The sequence below is a fragment of the Nonomuraea sp. NPDC049028 genome (assembly GCF_043197735.1).
GTDB lineage: Bacteria > Actinomycetota > Actinomycetes > Streptosporangiales > Streptosporangiaceae > Nonomuraea.
Map to the genome: position 1 here is coordinate 151445 of NZ_JBICTR010000002.1, position 19440 is coordinate 170884.

At 66.4% G+C, this 19440-nt stretch carries 19 protein-coding genes, 1 pseudogene and 2 riboswitches; of the genes and pseudogenes, 8 read left to right on the forward strand and 12 right to left on the reverse strand.

Annotated elements, in window-relative coordinates:
• Window positions 1-153: 153 nt before the first annotated feature.
• Complete coding sequence (locus ACGFJ2_RS07025) at window positions 154-825, reverse strand: CHAP domain-containing protein (protein WP_364009659.1); 672 nt, start codon at window positions 823-825, stop codon at window positions 154-156.
• A gap of 12 nt (window positions 826-837) precedes the next feature.
• Window positions 838-984: riboswitch (cyclic di-AMP (ydaO/yuaA leader) on the reverse strand.
• Window positions 985-1540: 556 nt separating this feature from the next.
• Between ACGFJ2_RS07025 and ACGFJ2_RS07030 the strand changes: the two genes are divergently transcribed.
• Together ACGFJ2_RS07030 and ACGFJ2_RS07035 are read left to right on the forward strand one after the other, a co-directional pair.
• The gene (locus ACGFJ2_RS07030; RefSeq protein ID WP_393465598.1) at window positions 1541-1981 is read left to right on the forward strand and encodes a C40 family peptidase; all 441 of its coding nucleotides are present in this window, start codon (window positions 1541-1543) and stop codon (window positions 1979-1981) included.
• Between the two features lie 177 nt (window positions 1982-2158).
• Window positions 2159-2313, forward strand: a riboswitch (cyclic di-AMP (ydaO/yuaA leader).
• Between the two features lie 14 nt (window positions 2314-2327).
• Complete coding sequence (locus ACGFJ2_RS07035) at window positions 2328-3059, forward strand: CHAP domain-containing protein (protein WP_357941594.1); 732 nt, start codon at window positions 2328-2330, stop codon at window positions 3057-3059.
• A 338-nt stretch (window positions 3060-3397) separates the two neighbouring features.
• Here ACGFJ2_RS07035 and ACGFJ2_RS07040 read toward each other — a convergent pair whose 3' ends face one another.
• The 5 genes from ACGFJ2_RS07040 to ACGFJ2_RS07060 form a co-directional block, all read right to left on the reverse strand.
• Window positions 3398-4354, reverse strand: coding sequence for a M56 family metallopeptidase (locus tag ACGFJ2_RS07040; RefSeq protein WP_364009665.1), 957 nt, complete (start codon window positions 4352-4354; stop codon window positions 3398-3400).
• Window positions 4351-4722 (reverse strand): BlaI/MecI/CopY family transcriptional regulator, encoded by a 372-nt coding sequence (locus ACGFJ2_RS07045; protein ID WP_357941598.1) that lies wholly within the window; start codon window positions 4720-4722, stop codon window positions 4351-4353. Before ACGFJ2_RS07045 ends, ACGFJ2_RS07040 begins: the two co-directional genes overlap by 4 nt.
• Window positions 4723-4871: 149 nt before the next feature.
• On the reverse strand, window positions 4872-5816 hold the full coding sequence (locus ACGFJ2_RS07050; protein WP_358176961.1) for a C40 family peptidase: 945 nt from the start codon (window positions 5814-5816) through the stop codon (window positions 4872-4874).
• Window positions 5817-6342: 526 nt separating this feature from the next.
• On the reverse strand, window positions 6343-7002 hold the full coding sequence (locus ACGFJ2_RS07055; protein ID WP_364009669.1) for a DUF305 domain-containing protein: 660 nt from the start codon (window positions 7000-7002) through the stop codon (window positions 6343-6345).
• 61 nt (window positions 7003-7063) lie between these two features.
• Window positions 7064-7414, reverse strand: a complete 351-nt coding sequence (locus tag ACGFJ2_RS07060) for a hypothetical protein (protein WP_393465603.1) — start codon at window positions 7412-7414, stop codon at window positions 7064-7066.
• Between the two features lie 422 nt (window positions 7415-7836).
• On the opposite strand from ACGFJ2_RS07060, the gene ACGFJ2_RS07065 reads away from it, so the two are divergent.
• Window positions 7837-8619: a hypothetical protein gene (locus ACGFJ2_RS07065; RefSeq protein WP_393465606.1), complete on the forward strand. Its 783-nt coding sequence runs from the start codon at window positions 7837-7839 to the stop codon at window positions 8617-8619.
• Window positions 8620-8638: 19 nt separating this feature from the next.
• On the opposite strand, the gene ACGFJ2_RS07070 is transcribed toward ACGFJ2_RS07065, so the two are convergent.
• Window positions 8639-9070, reverse strand: a complete 432-nt coding sequence (locus ACGFJ2_RS07070; protein WP_393465609.1) for a hypothetical protein — start codon at window positions 9068-9070, stop codon at window positions 8639-8641.
• Between the two features lie 39 nt (window positions 9071-9109).
• A pseudogene (locus ACGFJ2_RS07075) lies at window positions 9110-9313 on the reverse strand (hypothetical protein); the annotation flags it as partial.
• 507 nt (window positions 9314-9820) lie between these two features.
• On the opposite strand from ACGFJ2_RS07075, the gene ACGFJ2_RS07080 reads away from it, so the two are divergent.
• Together ACGFJ2_RS07080 and ACGFJ2_RS07085 are read left to right on the forward strand one after the other, a co-directional pair.
• On the forward strand, window positions 9821-10765 hold the full coding sequence (locus tag ACGFJ2_RS07080) for a C45 family autoproteolytic acyltransferase/hydolase (RefSeq protein ID WP_393465611.1): 945 nt from the start codon (window positions 9821-9823) through the stop codon (window positions 10763-10765).
• Between the two features lie 49 nt (window positions 10766-10814).
• Window positions 10815-11570, forward strand: coding sequence for an SRPBCC family protein (locus ACGFJ2_RS07085; protein ID WP_393465614.1), 756 nt, complete (start codon window positions 10815-10817; stop codon window positions 11568-11570).
• 70 nt (window positions 11571-11640) lie between these two features.
• Here ACGFJ2_RS07085 and ACGFJ2_RS07090 read toward each other — a convergent pair whose 3' ends face one another.
• Window positions 11641-12900: an ROK family protein gene (locus ACGFJ2_RS07090; RefSeq protein ID WP_393465617.1), complete on the reverse strand. Its 1260-nt coding sequence runs from the start codon at window positions 12898-12900 to the stop codon at window positions 11641-11643.
• 340 nt (window positions 12901-13240) lie between these two features.
• Here ACGFJ2_RS07090 and ACGFJ2_RS07095 point away from each other — a divergent pair, with 340 nt between their 5' ends.
• Together ACGFJ2_RS07095 and ACGFJ2_RS07100 are read left to right on the forward strand one after the other, a co-directional pair.
• A complete protein-coding gene (locus ACGFJ2_RS07095) occupies window positions 13241-14002 on the forward strand; it encodes a DUF2637 domain-containing protein (protein ID WP_357941616.1) in 762 nt (253 codons plus the stop codon).
• 206 nt (window positions 14003-14208) lie between these two features.
• Window positions 14209-14898 (forward strand): alpha/beta fold hydrolase, encoded by a 690-nt coding sequence (locus ACGFJ2_RS07100; protein WP_393465620.1) that lies wholly within the window; start codon window positions 14209-14211, stop codon window positions 14896-14898.
• 76 nt (window positions 14899-14974) lie between these two features.
• Here ACGFJ2_RS07100 and ACGFJ2_RS07105 read toward each other — a convergent pair whose 3' ends face one another.
• Entirely contained in the window at window positions 14975-16468 is a 1494-nt protein-coding gene (locus ACGFJ2_RS07105) for a M20/M25/M40 family metallo-hydrolase (protein WP_393465623.1), read from the reverse strand.
• Between the two features lie 235 nt (window positions 16469-16703).
• Between ACGFJ2_RS07105 and ACGFJ2_RS07110 the strand changes: the two genes are divergently transcribed.
• Complete coding sequence (locus ACGFJ2_RS07110) at window positions 16704-17258, forward strand: RICIN domain-containing protein (RefSeq protein ID WP_358176987.1); 555 nt, start codon at window positions 16704-16706, stop codon at window positions 17256-17258.
• A gap of 84 nt (window positions 17259-17342) precedes the next feature.
• Here ACGFJ2_RS07110 and ACGFJ2_RS07115 read toward each other — a convergent pair whose 3' ends face one another.
• Complete coding sequence (locus ACGFJ2_RS07115) at window positions 17343-18311, reverse strand: sugar-binding domain-containing protein (protein ID WP_357941625.1); 969 nt, start codon at window positions 18309-18311, stop codon at window positions 17343-17345.
• A 113-nt stretch (window positions 18312-18424) separates the two neighbouring features.
• Window positions 18425-19435, reverse strand: coding sequence for a D-ribose ABC transporter substrate-binding protein (locus ACGFJ2_RS07120; RefSeq protein ID WP_357941627.1), 1011 nt, complete (start codon window positions 19433-19435; stop codon window positions 18425-18427).
• Between the last annotated feature and the right edge of the window lie 5 nt (window positions 19436-19440).

Consider the following 19440-nt stretch of genomic DNA (forward strand, 5'->3'; position numbering starts at 1 on the left):
CCGAACGGATGGCTGCGGTTGTCCCCTCCCGGGAGGACCAGCCAGCCGACTTTTCACTATATGACATAGTAGGATCGGCCGCTAATGCTGATGCGCGGATAACCGCATAGCAGCTCTCTTACAGCAATTGCCGAAGCGACGGCTTCCCTGATGTCAGGACTTGTACTGCGGATAGCCATAGCCGACGACGTCGGACTTGGGTCGCACCCGCTCCTCGACCTTCCCATTGCCGGTGTTGCCTTCGATCGCGGTGATGGTGCCGTCGCGGTTGTCCTTCTTCACCAGGCCCATGTGGTCGATGGAAGTAATGCTCTTGTCGCCGCCCCATGCGTAGTAAACGACGGCTCCGGGCTTGGCAAGGGTGCCCCAGCGTCCGTTGTTCTTGAACCACCGCGCCCATGTGACCGTATAGGCGTCCCATCCCATCGTCGGCCTAACGCCGGTCTGCTCACCGACCCAAGAGACGAACATGGCGCACCACGGAGCGTTGGCGTAGGCCTGAAGGCTTCCTCCGTCGCGGGCCAGAGTCTCCTGGGCCCTGGGGGAAGTCATGTACCAGCTGTGGAATCGGGTGCCGCCGCCGCTGGCGTTCTCCGTCGTCCCCACCTGCTGCTGGGCCAGCTTCAGCACGGCGTCCGCCGTGACCTGGCGCTGGGGCTGGGAGGAAGTCGCAGACCGCGAGACGCCAGTTTGGGTCTCGCTGGCGTGGTCGCTGGCGAAGGCGGGCGTACTGGTGATGAGTGCACTGGCCACGGCCGCTGCGGCGAGGGTGAGGCCGTGCTTACGGGCGGACCTGCCGTAGTTCGGCAAGAGGTGTTTGGACATGCGGGGAATGGCTCCTTGCTTCCATGCCGCCTACCGGGTTAGCTGACGGGTTCGGGCGTGGAAGTGCCCTACGGAGCCCCGTTGGGACGGGCGCACCGATTCACCCCAAGAAAGTGGATCCCCGGCTCCGCGAGAAAGCGGACTCGGCGGCCGCGGCTGCGATCTGCACACAACGCCGGTGCAGACGAGACGCGGTCTCGGCATTACAGGCCACCATCGGAACGCTGCGGCCTTGGGCCTGTAAAGGTATGCAAGCCAAATGGCCAGCGCAAGCGAAACCTTTGGAAGCCGACCCGAAGGCCCTGTGTGGCCTAGGGTTCAGCCATTAATCCTTTACCTTTACCACGGCGTGGTGCCGTGCCTGAGCGTGGGCCGCTGTGTCGCTGTTCGGGTTGTGCATAATGTCGCAGTGACTATGAACCGTAGTAGCGTGCTGCCCCGAGCGGTGTACCTCGTGGCCGGACTCGTGGTTGCAACGCTGATGGCGGGGATGTTAGCCCTCGTCGACTACGAGCGACCGGCGAAGCCGCCCCGGCGTCTTCGGGCTGGACCCGGGAAGCCGGGCAAAGCTCGCCGGCGCCTGAACCGCCTGTTGTGGCGGCCCTCGACCGTCTGCGGGAGCCACACCTGCTTGTGGTCGCGAATCGTCCGCTGCCTGAACAAATGATCGAGCGGGTTCGAGTACGCAAAAGTGTGAGCTCCATGGAGATCGTCGATGCGGCGGCGATACCGCTCGGCGGTAGGAGGGTGGGAACGGTGGGGGTGGAACCATCGACCTTCCGGGCCTACACGCCCAAGCCGACCGTGCGCGGCGGCGAAGAGCAAACTGGGCGCCCCGTATGTCTGGGGCGCCGAGGGACCTGACGCCTTCGACTGTTCCGGCCTGATCCAGTGGGCCTTTGGCAGGGCGGGTATTCGGCTGCCGCGGGTGACGCATCAGCAGTTCGCCAGTGGACCCCGGGTCCCGTTTTCCCAGATGCGATCGGGTGACCTGATCTTCTGGCGGCTGGACCCCACCAACCCGGGCTACATTTCCCATGCCGCGATCTACTGGGGCGACGGAAAGATGATCCAAGCCCCGCAGGCGGGGGACGTCGTCAAACTGGTGCCCGTCCACACGCGCAATCTCGCAGGCGTGGTGAGGGTGATTGAGTGATCACGCGTTGACCCGCTGCGGTGCTTGCCTTGCGTATAACAACGTGTAGCGCACGGTATTGGTCGGTCTGCGTTGGATAGATCTTTTATGCCAAAAATCTCATTTCGGTAACCAGTCACCCTTTCTACCTACTACAGTCCTTCGTACTTGCCGGTGACTTGCCTTCGCGGTGGAGGCGGCCGGCTGGTGCCGAGGCCCGCGCCGCGGGAACCGGGGAACCAGAGCCTGGAGCGATCCACGCATGGGGTGAATCCGCCACGGATGCGGCGGTAGGGCGTCATCTCCTGGCCCGAACCCGTCAGCTAACCCGGTAGGCCATTAGGAGAAAGGGTCAAACCCCGGACCTATGCCATCCATTGTGGACGGGCTGCTCGACGCTGCCCAGAAAAATCTCGGCTATCGCGAGAAAACCGACGGCTACAGCAAGTTCGGTAACTGGTACTACGCCAACGTGGACAACAGCGACCCCTACTTCAAGACCGCCCCATGGTGCGACATGTTCATTACCTGGGCCGCCAACCAGGCGGGCGTCGAGAAGTACGTGGGGGATTTCGCCTACACCGTCGACCACGCCAAGTGGTTCAAGGAGCAGGACGCCTGGAGTGACAAGCCGGAGCCCGGCGCCATCGTCTTTTACGACTGGAGCGGGTCACGCGATGTGGAGCGGATCGACCATGCGGGCATCGTCGAGAAGGTACAGGGAGACCAGATCTCCACGATCGAGGCCAACGTCGACAAGGTGTGGCTCAAGCGCAAGGACAGGGACCAGAGCAAGGTCGTCGGCTACGGCCTTCCCCGCAAGGTCAAGGAGAAGTTCGGGGAGGGTGAGACGTTCGTCCTGACGGGCGGCAACCCGCGGACGCCTCTGGTCCGGAAAGGGGTCGTGCAGGCGGCGGGGAAGGCGCAGGAGACCGATGTCGTCCTGCCGACGGCCTCCACGGAGAGCATCGCGGTGTCTGGGGTCGTGTTCGCGGGCGTGCTCTGCGTTGCCGTCGTGGTCAGGCAGGTGAGACGTCGAAGCTCTGCCAGAGGCAGGCAGCAGCGGTATGCCGGCCGTCACCGTTCGATCATGGCGTAGCGGTTCATGATCTCGCAGGGCGGAAGGCGACGGTGAAGTCCGGCCCGCCGTTCTTGGGCCCATAGACCGTGCCGTCCTCGGTGGCGGCTACCAGTCGCTGCGGGTCGGGTGTCCGCCAGCGCAGCAACCTGCCGAAGCAACTGGGCTGCGCCATGTTGGAGGACGGCTTGGTGGAGGTCAACGAGTTCGGGCAGAGCTCGGTGAAGGGAGTCTTCGCGGCCGGCGACATGGCCAGGCGGGCGTCCATGCCGTTCCCCGGCTGGCCAGGTGATCATCGCCGCCGGTCAGGGCGTCACCGCGGCCCTCGTGATCGATCAGGAGTTGCTGTACGCCTGAGCTCAGAGCAGCGAGAGCGTGTGGCAATGATGCGCGATCAGCGCGCTCACCCCCGGAAACACCGCCAGAGCCGCCGGTCCTGCGAGGAACAAGGTGACGGCCACCGTGCCCACCAGCCGCTCGCGGCGGTGGAGCGGCGCGGCCGGATTGAGCATGCGGCGCACCCTGCTCAACGCGTTCTCGCCTGCAGCGCCCAGCGCGAACGCGGGCACCCGCCCGGTGGCCAGACCGACCAGAGCCGCGGCGAGGTGCAGGCGCGGATGCTGTCCCGCGGCCACATCGTCGGCCCGCAACTCCACCAGGCGGGCCACCTCCGCTTTGGCCGTTGCGAACAGCGGGAGAGCAGGAAATGCCTTGGCCAGGCCTTCAGCCAGGGCAAGGAGAAGATGGTGGCGTCCCCGGAGATGGGCTCGCTCGTGCGCCAGCACCGCGGCCACATGCTCGGGCGGCAGAGCGTGGAGCGCCGCCGTGGTGATCACGGCCTTGTTCGCCCTGCCGGGCAGGCAGTACGCGAGCGGCTCGTCGTACTCCAGGACCACCGCGTCCAACTCGCCGTCACGCCGGCCCAGCAGGCTCAGCATCTCCGAGTGCCGGGCACGCTCGCGCCGTGAGGTCAGCAGCACCCTGATCACGCAGAACACAGTCCGTGCGGTGATGAACCCGCTGACCAGGACGGCCAGCCGGAATCCGGCGGAGGCCACGTCGACGTCGGATCCGTGGCCGAGAAACTGCTTGCACACCTCGAACAGCCTGGCCAACCCGTGCCCGACCGCGTCGCCGGGGATCGCGGCACTCAGCGCGGCCATCACCGCCGAGAGGACCGCGGAGATGTCCGCGGCCAGCCACATGGAGATCGCCAATCGGGGGGCCCGCTCGGCCCAGGCGGCCTTGACGAGCAGTCGCGGCAACACCGTGGCGGCACCCACGGCGTAGACGACGAGGACCAGGGCGACCGTCATGATCGACGGGTGTGCGCCGGGAACACCTGAAGGGCGGATTCCAGCGCGGCAGCCTCCTCCGGGGTCAGCCGCTCAAGGAAGTGAACCAGCGTGGCCGCCTGGTTACCGCCGCTGGCCAGCGTCTCGCGCATCAGCTCGGCGGTGTAGGACTCCTTGGTGCCGACTGGCTTGTACACGTACGCCTTACCCACCGGCTCGCGCTTCAGCAGGCCCTTTTTGTAGAGCTTGTCCATCACGGTCATCACGGTGGTGTAGGCGATCTCGCGATCCTGTCGCAAATCCTTCAGCACGTCTCTCACCGCGGCGGGGCGGTGGTACGACCACATCCGGTCCATGATCACCGACTCCAGGTCGCCCAACGTCCGCATCTTCTTGTGGCCTCCTGCCGCGATTTGTTTTCATGCTACTTGGGATCGTTGATACGGGGCCACAGTGTGCAACCTTGTGGACAACGCACATAGCTCCACGTTGCCAGTACTTCCAGCGCCATTTCGACGTGCGGGGCTCGGCGGCGGCTTTATGGGCGGACTGCGCCGAGGAGGCGGTTGCGCCAGTAGTCGTCGAGCTCGACGACCTTGATCACGTCTCCGGTCTGCGGCGCGTGGACCATCTTCCCGTTGCCCGCGTACATGCCCATATGTCCCAGGCCCTTGCTGAACAGCAGGTCCCCAGGCTGGAGGGCGTCCAGCGAGACGCGACGACTGGCGCCCCAGGCCCACTGTGTGTACGTCGTGCGGGGAATGGCGACCCCGGCGGTACGCCAGGAGGCCTGGGTGAGGCTGGAGCAGTCGTAGGAGTTCGGCCCATTGGCGCCGTACCCATACGGCTTGCCCACTTGCGCGAACGCGAACTGCAGCGCGATGCGGGCGTTGCCCGAGGCCGGGCCGGTGTACTTGATTCCCGTGCTGTTGGGATTGCCCGACTTGAAGGCGCCGAGCTTGCGAAGGATCTTGGTCTGCTGGGCGATCAGCTTCTCGACCTCGGTCTTGTCGTCGTCCACCTTCTCGCGCGCCTTGTCGGCCTCGGCCAGGACATTCTTGGCCTCGTTGCGCCGGTCGCGCAGGTCCTTGATGCTGTCCTCGTACGCCCGTAGTTTGGCCGACCGCTCGGTGGCGATCTGGCCCAGTGCCGCCATGCTGCTCAGCGTCTCGCCCTGGCCGGCGTAGGTCTGCCAGTTCTCGAAGCCGCCGTACTGGTACTGGTTGACCGCCACCGTGACGAGATCCGCGCGCAGGGCGTCCGAGCGCACCGTCTTGCGGCCGAGGTCGGCGTTGGCCGCGTCGTACTTCTGCTTGGCCTTCTTGTACGCCTCGGTGGCCTGGTTGTACTGCTCGACCACCTTGTCGGCCCGCTCGTTCAGCTTCACCAACTTGGCCCTGGCCTTGGCAGGTGACGGCGCGGCGGCGGCGGTGCCGGGGGCGGAGACTAATGTGACCAATGCCAGCGCTGTGGCCCCTGCCATCTGCCCAAGCCTTGTCGGCGCAGCCACTACGATGCCTCCTCGTAAACATCCAAGATCTGGGGCGAATAGTACCGAAGTGAAGGGTTTTATTAGCCTGTTCGAGCCGATTGGCCTCGAGGGCAGGACGTACTACCCGGCATAGCGGAAGGCCGCCGCCCATGTGTGGATACGCGCGCCATCTCCGGAGTGTTCAGGTGCTCAACTCGCCCTGCTGTCGGCGGGCTGTTCGTCCATCGCGGACACACATCACGGGCCACAACGGCGCCACCTGTAGCCACGTCGTCCACGTCCACGATCCCATCGCGCACGGCCGCCACCTCCGGTGGCTGTTCTGTGACGCTGCCGAGCGCTCCCCGGCCCTCTGGCCAGACGCTCGGTCCGTTCTTCGGAAGGGAAGGTTCTGGGAGGTCACTGGGCAGGTCAGCGGAGTGAAACTCAGCTTCGTGACCTCCGTGGTCAAAGCCGCTGGTTGAATCTGGCATGCCTCGGCCCCGTACGGCCGGGCGCCGTACGGGATCCGCCGCGGCTAGAGCGTCGGGAGCAGCTGCTTCAGCTCAGCGAGCTCGCTGCGCAGGCTCGTCTGGATGGTCTTGGCCATCGTCTTCGTCTTGGCGTTGCTGCCCCTGGCGATCTCGTTCTGGGTCACCTTGATGGCGCCCTGATGGTGGCTGATCATCATCTGGGTGAACATGCGGTCGAACATGCCACCCTTCATCTGCCGCATCTTGGTCATCTCGGCGGAGGACATCATGCCGGGCATCGACGTCATCATCGGGTCGTCGTCGGCCATGGGCTCCTTATCCCAGGCGGTGAGCCAGTTGTTGAGCTTGCTGAGCTGCGGCTGCGCCTCCATCTGCATCTTCATGGCGAGATCCTTGACCTTGGCGTTGGAGGCGTTGGTCTGGGCCCACTTGGCCATCCGCAGGGCCTCCTGGTGATGCGGGAGCATCATCTGGACGAACATCACGTCGCCATCGTTGAAGTCCGCCTTGGGCTTCGACGAGGACATGTCCATGCCGTCCATGTTCGTGACATCTGCGCTGGCCCCGTCGTTCGACGAGGCGGCCGGAGCGGCTCCCGCACCGGCGGCGGTGGTCGTGGGGGTGGATGAGCCGCAGGCGGTGAGCAGGGCGACGGCGCCGATTCCGGCGACGGTGAGCATGGTGATCCGGTGTGCGACGGTCATGGGGAATCTCTCCTTCGGAAATGGGGGATCGGATAGGACGGGTCGGATTGGAACGACCCTCCTAAATCCGCAGAACCGAAAGAAAAGCCAGATCGGCCGCCGGTGGCTCCCTCCCTCGCTGTACCAGCCTCCAGCCGCGACCATCACGGGCGTCACTGCGCCGCTCGCTCGGCAATGCCAGGGCCAGCAGAAAGGCGATCGCCGTGGTCAGTACGGCCACGCACATCGACGCGGGTCCGTGAGATGCGGCGCAGGCCACCCTGGCGCCATCGCCTGGAGAACCAGATGCGACAAGCTGCGAACTCGTGTGCCCCGACCGATCCTGGCATTCCAGAACGTGCCCGGCGACGATGCCGGAGGTGAGTGTGACGAGCAGCAGCCAGACCATCCAGCGTCGGCCCGTCCAGCTCATGTCACCTCCCGATCGGGAATCTTCCGCCTCACCCCGCGTCAGGCGCCGTCCCAATGCGGGCACCTCGCAGGCGTTAGAGGAGGCGGGTGCTATTGGGTACGCGGGCTGATGGCCTCGGGTTCACCGTCATCGGAATCTCGTCTCTGAGGGGTGAGCTTGTACGACGGATTGTCGTAGCAGGCTTGCCCTCTGGAAGACATGTCGAAGTTGCAATATGCATGTATCGATGAGACGACGCCCCTATCTCTCCCCAGCTGCTGGGCCGTCGCGATGGCCGGACTGACATGACAGTGGCCGCCTGGCCCGCCGATCGCCGGAGCACCATGTCCGCTTCAGCCGCTGTGGCAGAGGGGAACGTACGGGCACCCGCCAGCCACAGCATCGGCTTGAACCTTGCGCCCGTCGCTCGCATGATGGGCGGTATGAGGTACAGGCCCCTGGCACTGATCCTCGCCGCCTTGCTCGTGACCACATCGTGCGGCCGGACCGACACCCCCACCGCTTCGGCGTCGGCCGCGGGATGGAATTCCGCGTTACCTGTCGCGACAGACAAAGGGCCTGTGGCCATGTGGCGCCTGGAGGGCGGCTTCCTCCCCCCGGGACTGCTCGCGATCCGTCCGCCACGGGTCGTCGTGTACGCCGACGGGTGGGCGATCGTGGATGCGGCCCGAACCCTGCGGCTTGCGAAGGCCGATCTGAACAAGCTGCTCGCGGCGCTTGATCGCGATCTGTCGGGCCAGCCGGCGACGGCCACGCCCCGGCCCGGCGCCCCCGTCGTGATGGACGCACCCACCACGGTGTTGGGCGTCCGTACGGCGGGAGGCAAGCGAGAAGTGAGGATCCCGGCCCTTGACGAGACGCGCGGCTCCTACGCAAAGGCCCTGTACGACGCACGCGATCGTTTCGGCCGTCTCGCCCGGCGCATCACGGGCAAGGGCCAGAACTACGTGTCCAGACGCGTACGGCTGGTCGCGGAGCAGACGACATTGAGGGGTGGCAAGGCCCGACCCTGGCCGAGGGGCGTGCCTGAACCACGGGCCGCGGGCTCACCCGTTCGCACCCGCGACCTGTCCGGGAAGGCCGCCATGGCCGCCATCCGACTGATTCCGCGCGACGCGGACCAGCGTGGCGGGTGGCGGGTGTTCCGTGCTCGGTCGGGTGCCTCGCTCGCGGTCTCCTGGCGCTATCTGCTGCCCGACGAATGATCTCTAAACGCCGCCCGCGTCACAGCAGTTGTGCCTGCACGAAACCGGCCAGAAGTACGGCGAAGCCGCCGATCTCGCCGACGATCAGCGAGACCATGAACGCGGTTGTGCCGCGTACCGGATGGCGCAACTGGTTGTCGGTGTCACGGCGCCAGCCGTGGTAGGCGTAGGTCCCGATTGCGGCTACGAAGAAGAAGATCACGATGCCCGCCGCAGCCAGGTTCACCCACGCCGACCAGCCGCTCAGGGCGACAAAGACTGCGAGCAGCAGCGTAGCGAACGAGTAGAGCAAGGCGGCTCGATGCGCGATGTCGACGTAGGGATGAGCCATGTGTTCGGCCGAGACGACCATCTGGCGGTATTTCCACACGCCGAGCACTAACACCAACAGAAAGATCAGTCCGGCCGCCAGGAGAACCAGCTTGGCTTCCGTGCTCAGCACCACCACCATTACCCCCGATTCTCATTAACTCGAACAGATATGTACGACTTACGGTGGGGGCGCAGCACCATAAGTCAAGGCGGGAGCTGGAGGGCGCCGAGCCAGAGAATGAGGACCGGAGCCGAGTCCGCCCAAGGCCCTTCTCCTTGAAACTGCGCAGCTCTCCTTGAAACTCCGCAGCCGAAGGCCGTTGCTGACCACGAACACGCTGGAGAACGCCATCGCCGCTCCTGCGATCAGGGTCGGGAGGAGATTCTCCAGCTCATCGTGGGTCATCGCCGCGCCGGCGGGGTCCGCCGGCGCGGCGAACAGGCTCGCGGAGGAGGCAACCCCCTCGATCTCCTCGATAACCCCTACGAGGATGGCGGGTCGGCGTAGCGTGACATGCGGGCTCTTCTCTCTGCAGGGGGTGGTTGACACCCTCCAGCGCGGCGAAGAGCCTCGCCGCTTGCGATCATGATGCCTGGCTGCCGGACCCCTTGCCGGGTCAAGGCGAAGGCTCCCGGCTCGCTCTCGCTCAGCCAGTCCCTCGTGGCGAGCCGCTTCAGCTTCGACCGCTCGACATGTCGTTTCTCGCCCTTGACTCCCGGCTTCTCCAACGCGGGACATGATCGCCTACTTGGAATCGGCCACGCTCGCGTTCAGCGGCTTCATCAGATCCAGCGCCTGGCCGTCGCCGATGGCGGCCACCTGGTGAACACCTGCCCAAGTAGCTAGGTTGCCCCCACCTCGTCCGATTCTCACAGGGGAGTGGCAGCCTTGCGGCAACAGCACAAGACCTTCCAGGCGATCGAGGTCGGCGACGGCGGCGACGGGCGGTGGGCCGCCTACGCCCGGGCCCTGTGGCAGGACATGGAGCGCCTGCTGACCGAGGAGGGCCGGACCCCGGAGGGCGCGGACCGCGTTCGGGCGCTGTTCCGTGCGCACATGCCAGAACTGGTCCCGGTTCTGGACCGCCTGGCCGGCCAACTCGACCGGCCCGAGGCGGAAGTCTTCCTCACCCATGCGGCACTGCGGCCGTTCTCCCAGGCCTGCACCCAGATCGGCCAGAACGGCACTCTGCTGCGCAACTATGACCTACGGCCCGATCAATGCGAGGGGACCATCGTCTCCTCCTGCTTCCTGCGCCCCGTGATCGGGATGCAGGACATGCTGTGGGGCTTACTCGACGGGATGAACGACGCCGGTCTCGCGGTCTCGCTCACCTGGGGCGGACGTTCCGTCTACGGACGCGGCTTCGCCATTCTCATCCTCGTGCGCTACTTGCTGGAGACGTGCGAGACCGTCGATGAGGCGGTCGACAGGCTGCGGTCCCTGCCGGTCGCCGTCCCCCAGAACCTCACCCTTGTCGATCCCACCAAGGCGATGACGGTGTTCGTGGGACCGGATATGTCCCCGACGGTGGCACCGGACGCCTGCGCCGCCAATCACCAGCACCTGCCGGTAACCGACGAGCAGGAGCGGGCCATGCGGACGCAGGAACGGCTGCGAGCCATCCGCGCCGCGGGTACGGACGTGGCGGCAATGCTCAAGCCGCCGCTGTATCGATCCGTCGACGAGCAGGGGACGGTAACGCTCTACACCGCCCACTACCGGCCCGCCGAGGGCCTTGTGACGTACTACTGGCCCGGTGAGTCCTGGCAACAGTCCTTCGGCGACTTCACACCCGGAACCCGCACCGTGACCTTGGGCCGGGCCAGCTGAGAGGCTTTCCGGACTCCTGCTCACCCCTACACGAAGATCTTGCAAGAACGTGATTCCACCCGCCGCCGCCAGCCGCGCCCGCCGCAAGGTCCACGCCACGGACCGGCCGGCGTGCCCCGGCCGCGAGCACCAGCAGGTCGTCCAGGCATTCCGTGCTGCCGCAGTCAGTGGCGACTTCGAAGCGCTGCTGCGGGTCCTCGACCCGAACGTGAAGCTGACCGTTGACACCCCCGACGGCATGGTGGTCGTCACGACCTGGCGGCCAGGCGGTGCAGGATCGAGTGCGGCAGCCTCTGTGCCAAGCAGATATTGCGGCTCGGGCAGTCGCGCTGCGCGGTGTTCCGCCCCATCCTGTGAAGGAGGCAGTCGTCTGATGCAGCTCAACTCGTCCATCGTCGTCCCGCAGGACATCCGGCAGGTGTGGCGCTTCCTCGGTGATCCGCTGACCGCGCCCCGCTGGGACCGCAGTATCGCGGAGGTGGTCCCGCTGTCGACCGCGCCGGTCGGCGTGGGATATGAGGCGATGACCATCGCGCCGTCGGGCAAACGCCAGCGGTTTCGCATCACCCAGTACGACGCCGAGCGGGAATTGGCCTTCGTGCTGCTGGAGTCCCGCCTGTTCCGACGGGCCGAACTCAGCTTCCGGCTCGATCGCGTACCGGAGGGTACCCGAATCCTCCACCGCATCGACCTGGATCTACGCAGTCCGCTGCTCGTTCCGGTGTTACGGCTGACGACCCGGAAGGCCCTTGGTACCGACATGGAATATCTGCGGGGGGCGCTGGCCAGGGACACTCACGATTGAGAGGCAACCCTTTCGGGAGGCATCACGCTCTGCATTCACGGGGCCTCTCGTCCGGGGTAGAGCGGAGACACTAAGCAAGGCCTGTAGCCTGCGATTTCATGTTGGCGTCAGCCTGGCGACGATACCCCCTGCTGACGACCTCAACCGGATTGTCCAGCAGCTCGGCGAACCCCAGCTCAGCGCCGCCGACAAGGGTGGTGTCATCTCCCAGCGCTGCGATCCGCAGTTTCACTCGTTCGCGGGAAACTGGCAGTACATTGGCGGCGATGCGATTCCGGACCTGTGCTGAGGCCCCTCGGTAAATATCGCGCAGTATTCCGCCGAAGACCACGACACCCGGGTTGAACAGGTTGATCAGATTGGCAACCCCGACACCCAGCCAATCTCCCACATGGGTCAGCGCCGCCTTGGCGGATTCGTCGCCTCGCTCAGCGGCATGTACCACGGACGCCACCGCGTCCCGCCCGATCAACCCAGGGGGCCAGTTGGCCGCACTGAGCAGTGCGTCCTCCCCGACCTCCGCTTCCAGGCAGCCGCGCGAACCGCACCCGCACGGCCGCCCGTCGTGTGCGTTCACGATCATGTGACCGGCTTCGGCGGCGTAGCCGTCATTGCCGTCCAGGCGCTTGCCGTCGACGATGATGCCGCCGCCCACGCCAACATCGCCGTGCAGATAGATGAGATTCCGGAATCCGATCCCAGCGCCCCTCTGGTTCTCCGCGACTGCACCCAGGTGAGCTTCGTTGCCAACTCGCACAGGCAGGCCCAGGGCCAAACGGCGCTCGAGTTCCGGGCCGAACGCCTGATCTACCCAGCCGGTATTTGGTCCGAATCGTACGGTGCCGTCCGCTGGCCGGATCATGCCGCAGAACGACGCGCCAATGCCGACGCACACGGCATCGCTTGGGACGTCGCGGAGCAGTTGGCGGGCGAACTCGGCGAGAGTTCCAACGACATCGTCCAGGTCGGGGTACTTGCGTTGGCGTACGGCCTCACGGCGATCGAGTATCACGCCGCCCAGGCCCACTCGCGCGGCCAGCAGGCGGTCCACTGCCACGTCAAAGGCGAGCACGAATACGCGATCAGTGTCCGGGCTGACCACCAGGGACGGTCTGCCCGCTCTGTGGGTGTCCTGGGGAAGCTTTTCTTCGACCACGCCCAGTGCGGCAAGTTCGGCGGTCAGCCCCATGATTGTGGTGCGGTTCAGCCCCAGCTTTTCCCCGAGCACAGCACGCGAAGTCGGGCCATTCAGGTGGACATGGCGTAGTAACGCCCCGACGTTCCTCCGGCGGGTCTCCTCATTCGGCGCTCCGGGCTTTGTGATCTTCATGAACCGAGTCTCCCGGCTACTTCAATCCATTTCCACTGCATCGGGGTCCACGGGAGATCCCGTCCCTCCGCGAGGATGGCGGCCGCGACCAGTGCGACGATCGCTCGGTTGAACACGCGCCCAGGTGGGGTTCGAGGCACGCGCCAATCTTCGACCGTGTCGGCTGGCATGTCCACCGAGGTTCGACCCCAGCAGATCGGCTGTCGCCCTCATCCACGCCGCCTGCCTGAGGCAGAAGTGACGGATGGGCACATAGTGATACATCGGGCATGGCACCATTTCTGGTGTGAATAGGGTCAAGCAGGTGCCTCGGGGCGGGGATCGGCTGATCCGTGTGTCCATGACGGTTGTGGTGTTGGCGGTCGCGGCGGTGGCCGCGTGGGTGTCGTACTGGCATGCGGTGGCGGTGATCGAGAAGTACGGTGCCGAGGACGAGATGTCGGCGCATCTGGTCCCGGCGACCGTGGACGGCATGATCTACGCCTCCTCGATGGTGCTGCTGTGGTGTGCCCGCTACCGCCTGAAGGTGCCGTCGCTGGCTCGCTGGGCGCTGGCACTGGGAGTCGCTGCGACGCTGGCGGCGAACATCTTGCACGGGATTGAGCGGGGACCCCTGGCCGCGGCGCTGGCCGCGTGGCCGGCGATCGCGCTGGTGATCTCCTACGAGCTGATCATGTGGGTGGTGCGCTCGGGTCGCGAACTTGCCGATCGCGCGTACGACGTGGGGCAGCCCGAGCGAGTGCTCGCCGAGCCCGCACCCCCGAGCGCCCCGAGCGGTCACTCAGACCAGGCGCCGCGGGTGCCGCAGCCCGGCCCAGTGGTGAACGTCACGCCGCAGATCGACCCGGGCGAGCCGATGCAAGAAACAGGCGAGCGCCGGTCAGCGCCCGCCGAGCCCGAACCTGCTGCCACACGGGCAGACCAAGACGCATCGGCGGGCGAAACCCGCGCGGACAGCGACCGGCGAGCGCGGGTGGCGGCCTTGCTCGCTCAGGATCCCAACATGACCGGCGCCGCGCTCGCCCGTACGCTCGGGGTGCACGAGACCACCGGCCGCAAATACCGCCGCGAAGCACTCAACGGCAACGGTCGTTCCGCATAACGCCAAACCGGGGCGTGCCTTCAGCCGGGTCAGTGCTGCGGGCGCTGGTTCCACTCGCCGTTCACAAACTAGGAAGTACGCACTCCTACGCTTCGGACGTGAGTGACGAGGCGATGCAACTGACGGGCGCTTGAGGTCAGAGCGCACGGGTGGCTGTTGACCCCCAGTCACGTCTGCATCCCACCGCTACGCGAGGAGAAAGCGTCATGAGCTCCACTGCGGTCAACGTCGTGCTCGTGCACGGCGCGTTCGTCGACGGGTCGGGCTGGCAGGGTGTCTACAACCTGCTCAAACAGGATGGCTACCGGGTCAGCGTCGTCCAGAACCCCACGGTGACGCTGGAGGGGGACGCCGAGGTCACGCGGCGGGTGCTGGATCTCCAGGACGGTCCCACCGTGCTCGTCGGGCACTCCTACGGTGGCTCGGTCATCACCGAGGCCGGTACTCATCCGCGGGTGTCGGCGCTCGTCTACGTCGCCGCGTTCGCGCCCGACAAGGGCGAGAGCGTGGAGTCGCTGCTCGCCGATTCGCCGCCGGGTACGCCGGCGCCGCCGATCGTGCCCCTGGAGGGTGGGTTCCTCGCTATTGAGCGGGACAAGTTCCATGGCGCGTTCGCGGGCGATCTGCCGGCGGAGTTGGCGGCGTTCATGGCCGATTCGCAGGTGCCGTGGGGCGTTGGCGCGGCCGGTGCCGCGGTCACCGAACCCGCCTGGCGCACCAAGCCGGCCTGGTACCTGGTCGCCTCCAGTGATCAGACGATCCCGCCGGCCGCGCAGCGGGCGATGTCCGCGCGTGCGGGAGCCACCGTGGTCGAAGCCGAGGGTAGCCACGCTATCTATATCTCCCAGCCGGAGGCCGTCGTCGCGCTGATCAAGCAGGCGGCCGCTGCCGGCTGAGCGAACGATCCGTAGATCCCGTGGGTTCGTCCGGCCATGGGCAGCCCAGGGTAAGCCCCCCGGGCTGCCCTCATCATCAGCTGGCGGGGGTGTGGTCCTCGCCGGTCTGGGTGGCCGTCTGGCTGGTAGGTGTCCGTACGTTGTCGCGCTTCACCGTCGGCACGCTGTTGGCGAACGTCTCAGTCGCGTACGCCGCGCCGTCCGCGAGCTCGTTCAGGAGGGACGTGTTGACGTTGTTGTAGGTGTCGCAGGCCTTGTGGTAGCAGGGGTCATACGCCACCCCGGCCGTGCCGCCGAAGACAGCGGCCTCCTCAGCCGTCTTGACGGTGTCGGTGCCGGATCGTACGCCGCCCGCCGGGATGCCCGCGTCCATGAACGACTGGTAGTCGGAGGTACCGGTGAACGCGTCCTGCTTGAGCGGGAGCTTGCGCCCGGCGTAGTAGTCGGTGAAGGTCTTCTCGATCGCGGCCGAGCCGGCCGGCGGCTTGGAGCTGTTGGTGCCGAGTGAGTCGTCACCGTCCAGGACACCGCGGACTCCGTTGGGGGAGCCGATCATGTCGAGGTTCAGGTAGAGCGCGATCTTCGCCTTCTCTTCGGCGCTGAGGTTCGCCACGTAGTACTTGGAGCCGAGGTCGCCGCCTTCCTCGGCGCCCCAGAAGGTGAAGCGGACCCGGTTGTTGACCCGGCCGCGAATCTCGCCGATCTTCTGGGCGATGGTGAGGACCGTCCCCGCGCCGCTGCCGTTGTCGTTGATGCCGGGGCCCGCGGCCACGCTGTCGAGGTGGGCGCCGACGGTGACCACGCGGTCAGGGTTGCCGTATGCGGTCTCGGCCACGATGTTGGAGGTCGTGCGCTGTTCGCTGATGGTGTCGGTCTTGATGTGGAGTTTCAGGTCGCCCGCCTTGGCCGCCTGAACCAGTTCGACGCCCAGCTTGTTGGTGAAGCCGATCAGCGGGATGGTGAACGGGCGCAGCGCCGTACCCTCCACTGGCGCATCGGGGACATCAGGCCGCTGATAGTAGGCGACCGCGCTCGCGCCGGCTTTCTGGGCGTTGTCCGTCTTGACCTCGAAGGTACAGCCGCCCCGGCGGATGAGCGCGATGCTGCCGGTGGTGAAACCGGCGAAGTCGTCAGCCTCGCAGCCGCTGCCCAATCCGGCCGCGTCGGGATCCACGGCCACCGCGGCTGCCGTCACGTCGCCGGCGCCCGAGTAGTCGAGGGTGCGGTAGTCGGTGCCATGGGTGTAAGAGGTCGGGGACGGAGCGGTCTGCGCGAAGACCGAGGGTGTGACCTCTTTATAGAAGGGAAAAGCGAAGCGCTGGATCGTGGGTTTGTAACCGGCCAGCGTGAGTTTGGCCACAATGTAATTCGCTGACTTCTCGAATCCGACCTCGCCCGAAGCCCGGTTGCCGCCGTTGTTGTTGGCGATCGTCTGGAATGCCAACTGGTGCGTCCGGATGTCCTTGAGTTGGACCAGGTCAGCGAGGCTCGGGGTGCCGGCGTTGGCGGACGGTGTCGCGCCGAGAGTTGCCGCTAAGCCGATTAAGGTGCCAATAGCAATTTTGCGCACGTGTGCCCTCCCAAGTTCATGACTGACTTCGCGAATCGGAGTCAAGAGATCCGCGCAGATCCAAGATCATAGCCATGGTTTCTGTGGGATAGAGGGCTTACGTGATAAATGCGGCGATACTCCAGGCTTGCGGCTCTTTATGGCCGATGTCCGATCGCCCCTAGCGCACCACCCCGGTGGAACGGCCGTGGAACGCCCTAGAGAGGAGAACCGTCACCGTTCGAAAGGAGACCACATGCGCCACCAGACTGGCTTCCAGCGCCGCGTGTTAACCGTCCTGGTCATGTTCGCCATGGCCCTCGGGCTCCCGGCCGCCGCCCAGGCGAGCGCTCTTTCCTCGACCGCCTTGCGCAGCAACGCCGCCGGCACCGCCAAGTGCATCGGCCTGGCGAACAACGGCAGCACCGCCAACGGCACCCCGCTCGTGATCTGGGACTGTCATTTCCACCCCGACCAGATCTGGCAGGGCAACAACGACCGCTCCATCCGTACGCTCGCCGGCAGCGGCAAGTGTGTGGGGCTGGCGAACAACGGGAGCACCGCCAACGGCACTCCGCTGGTGATCTGGGACTGCCATCTTCACCCGGATCAGCAATGGAGGTTCGCGGCCCTGGGCGCCAACATCTACTCCATCCGCAGCTTCGCCGCCAGCACCGCCAAGTGTGTCGGTCTGGCCAACAACGGCAGCACCGCCAATGGCACCCCGCTCGTGATCTGGGACTGCCACCTCCACCCCGACCAGCAATGGGGGCTGCCTGACTCTCCCGCGGCCTTCGGATTCGCTTCCTGATCCACTTCTTCGCAGCCGGAAGCGCTCAGGACCTCCCACTGGGGGAGGTCCTGGGCGCTGCCGGCTGACAGAAGAACACGTGCTCTAGGCGCGGCCCAGCAGGGCCCGGGCCACGTCGACGTCCGTGATGAGGATGTTGATCCAGCGCCCCCGTACCGCTCCCCGGATCGCGGCGAGCTTGGCCGCGCCGCCCGCGACCCCGATGCGGCGCTCCACCGCGCGCAGCTGGTCGGGGGCGATGCCGATGATGCGGTCGTCGAAGTCGGCTTCCACGGCTCGTCCGTCGGCGTCGAAGTAGCGGGTGCAGACGTCGCCCACGGCTCCGAGCTCCTGGAGCTGGCGCTGGTCCTCGGGGGCGATGGCGTTGCCGGAGCGGCGGAGCAGTGGGGAGGGTTCGAGGGTGCCGATGCCGAGGAGGGCCAGCGTGAGGCGCGACCATGACTTCATGACCTCGGCGACGGCGGGCTCCTTCGACAGCATGTCGCGGAGTTCGCGGCTGTGGACGAGCGCGGCCGACGGCGCGAAGACGGGCCGTGCGCCGGTCAGCTCGGCGAGGCGGCTGGTGAGGCGGGTCGCGTGCAGTTGCACTTCGGGGCTGCCCGAGCCGCCGACTATCTGGACGACCTCTTCGGCGACGGGGGTCGTCTTGGCCCGCATGACGTTGATCGCCTCCAGGAGCGTCGCGCTCCAGGAGGAGATGCCGATGACGTCGCCGCCTTTGAGCGTGGCGTCGAGGTAGGTGGCCGTCGCGGCGGCGAGCGCCGGGATGACGTCAGGTCCCACGCCCTCGGTCTCGACGACGACGGCGTCGCGCAGCCCGTACTGCTCCACGAGGGCTTCCTCGAGCTCGGCGTGCACGCCGTCGGGGGAGACGACCACGGTGCGTACGACAGCGCGGTCGGCGGCCTCTTTGAGGAGGCGCGAGACGCGCGGCTGCGACATGTTGAGATGGGCGGCGATCTCTGGCTGGCGTAGCCCGCGCTCGTGGTACATGCGGGCCACCTTGACCAGTAGCCGCATGTGGTCGGGGCTGGGAGTCGAAGCGATCACCACGTGAGTTCCCCGTCCTTTCTCGCTCCGGTGAGCGCGTCGCCCGGAGCGTCCGGTCTGCATGCTAGACGTTGGAGTGGCTAGAGGCGATGTCGTCGCCCCTAGCCTCCGGCGCCTCAGAGTTTCGCGAAGACGCCGTACTGGTCGGCGTTGTCCTTCGTGATGATCTCGCAGTCGATCGACTGCTTCTCCGGCTGCCCGGTCGCACCGGTCTTGACGAACTTGTCGGCCTGCTCGACCGCGGTCGTGGCGCCGAGCGCGGCCGGCTGCAGGGACGTCGCGAGCATGGTTCCGGCCTTGATCTGCGCGATGGCGTCCGGGCTGCCGTCGAAGCCGACGACGATGACGCCGGTCTTCTTGGCGGCCTTCAACGCCGCCACGGCGCCGAGCGCCATCGTGTCGTTGCCGGCGATCACGCCTTGGATGTCCGGGTTGCGCTGGAGGATGGTCTCCATCTTGCTGAAAGCCTCCTGCTGGTCCCAGTTCGCGGTCTGCTGGGCGACCCGCTTCAGGTCCGGGTACTGCGAGATGACGTCGCCGAAGCCCTTGGAACGCACGCCGGCGTTGGTGTCGGATTCCTTGCCGGTCAGCTCGACGTAGTTGCCCTTCTCCTTCATACCCTTCACGAACTCCTGGGCGGCGAGCTGGGCTCCCTGGGCGTTGTTGGAGACGATCTGGGCCTTGGCGATGCCGGTCTGGTTGATCTCCCGGTCGATCAGGAAGACCGGGATCCCGGCGGTCGTGGCCTTCTGCACGGGGCCGATGGAGGCGTCGGCGCCGGCGTTGTCGAGGATGATCGCCGCGGCCTTGCGCGAGATGGCCGAGTCGATCAGCTCGCTCTGCTTGTTCGGGTCGTCGTCGTGGGAGTCCACCGAGGTCTGGTAGCCGAGCGACTCGGCCTTCTTCTTGGCCGCGTCCGCCTCGGCCTTGAAGAACGGGTTGTCCGGCGAGGGGGTGATGATCGCGATCAGGTTGCTCTTGGGCGCGGAGGCGCTCGACGACGAGGAGGCGCTCGACGACGTCGAGGCCGCGGGTTCGCCGGATGATCCGCATGCGGTCAGCGTCAGCAGCCCTGTGGTCAGGGCCGCCGCGGCCTGGACGACCAGGCGACGGCTGGGGTGGGACATGGTTT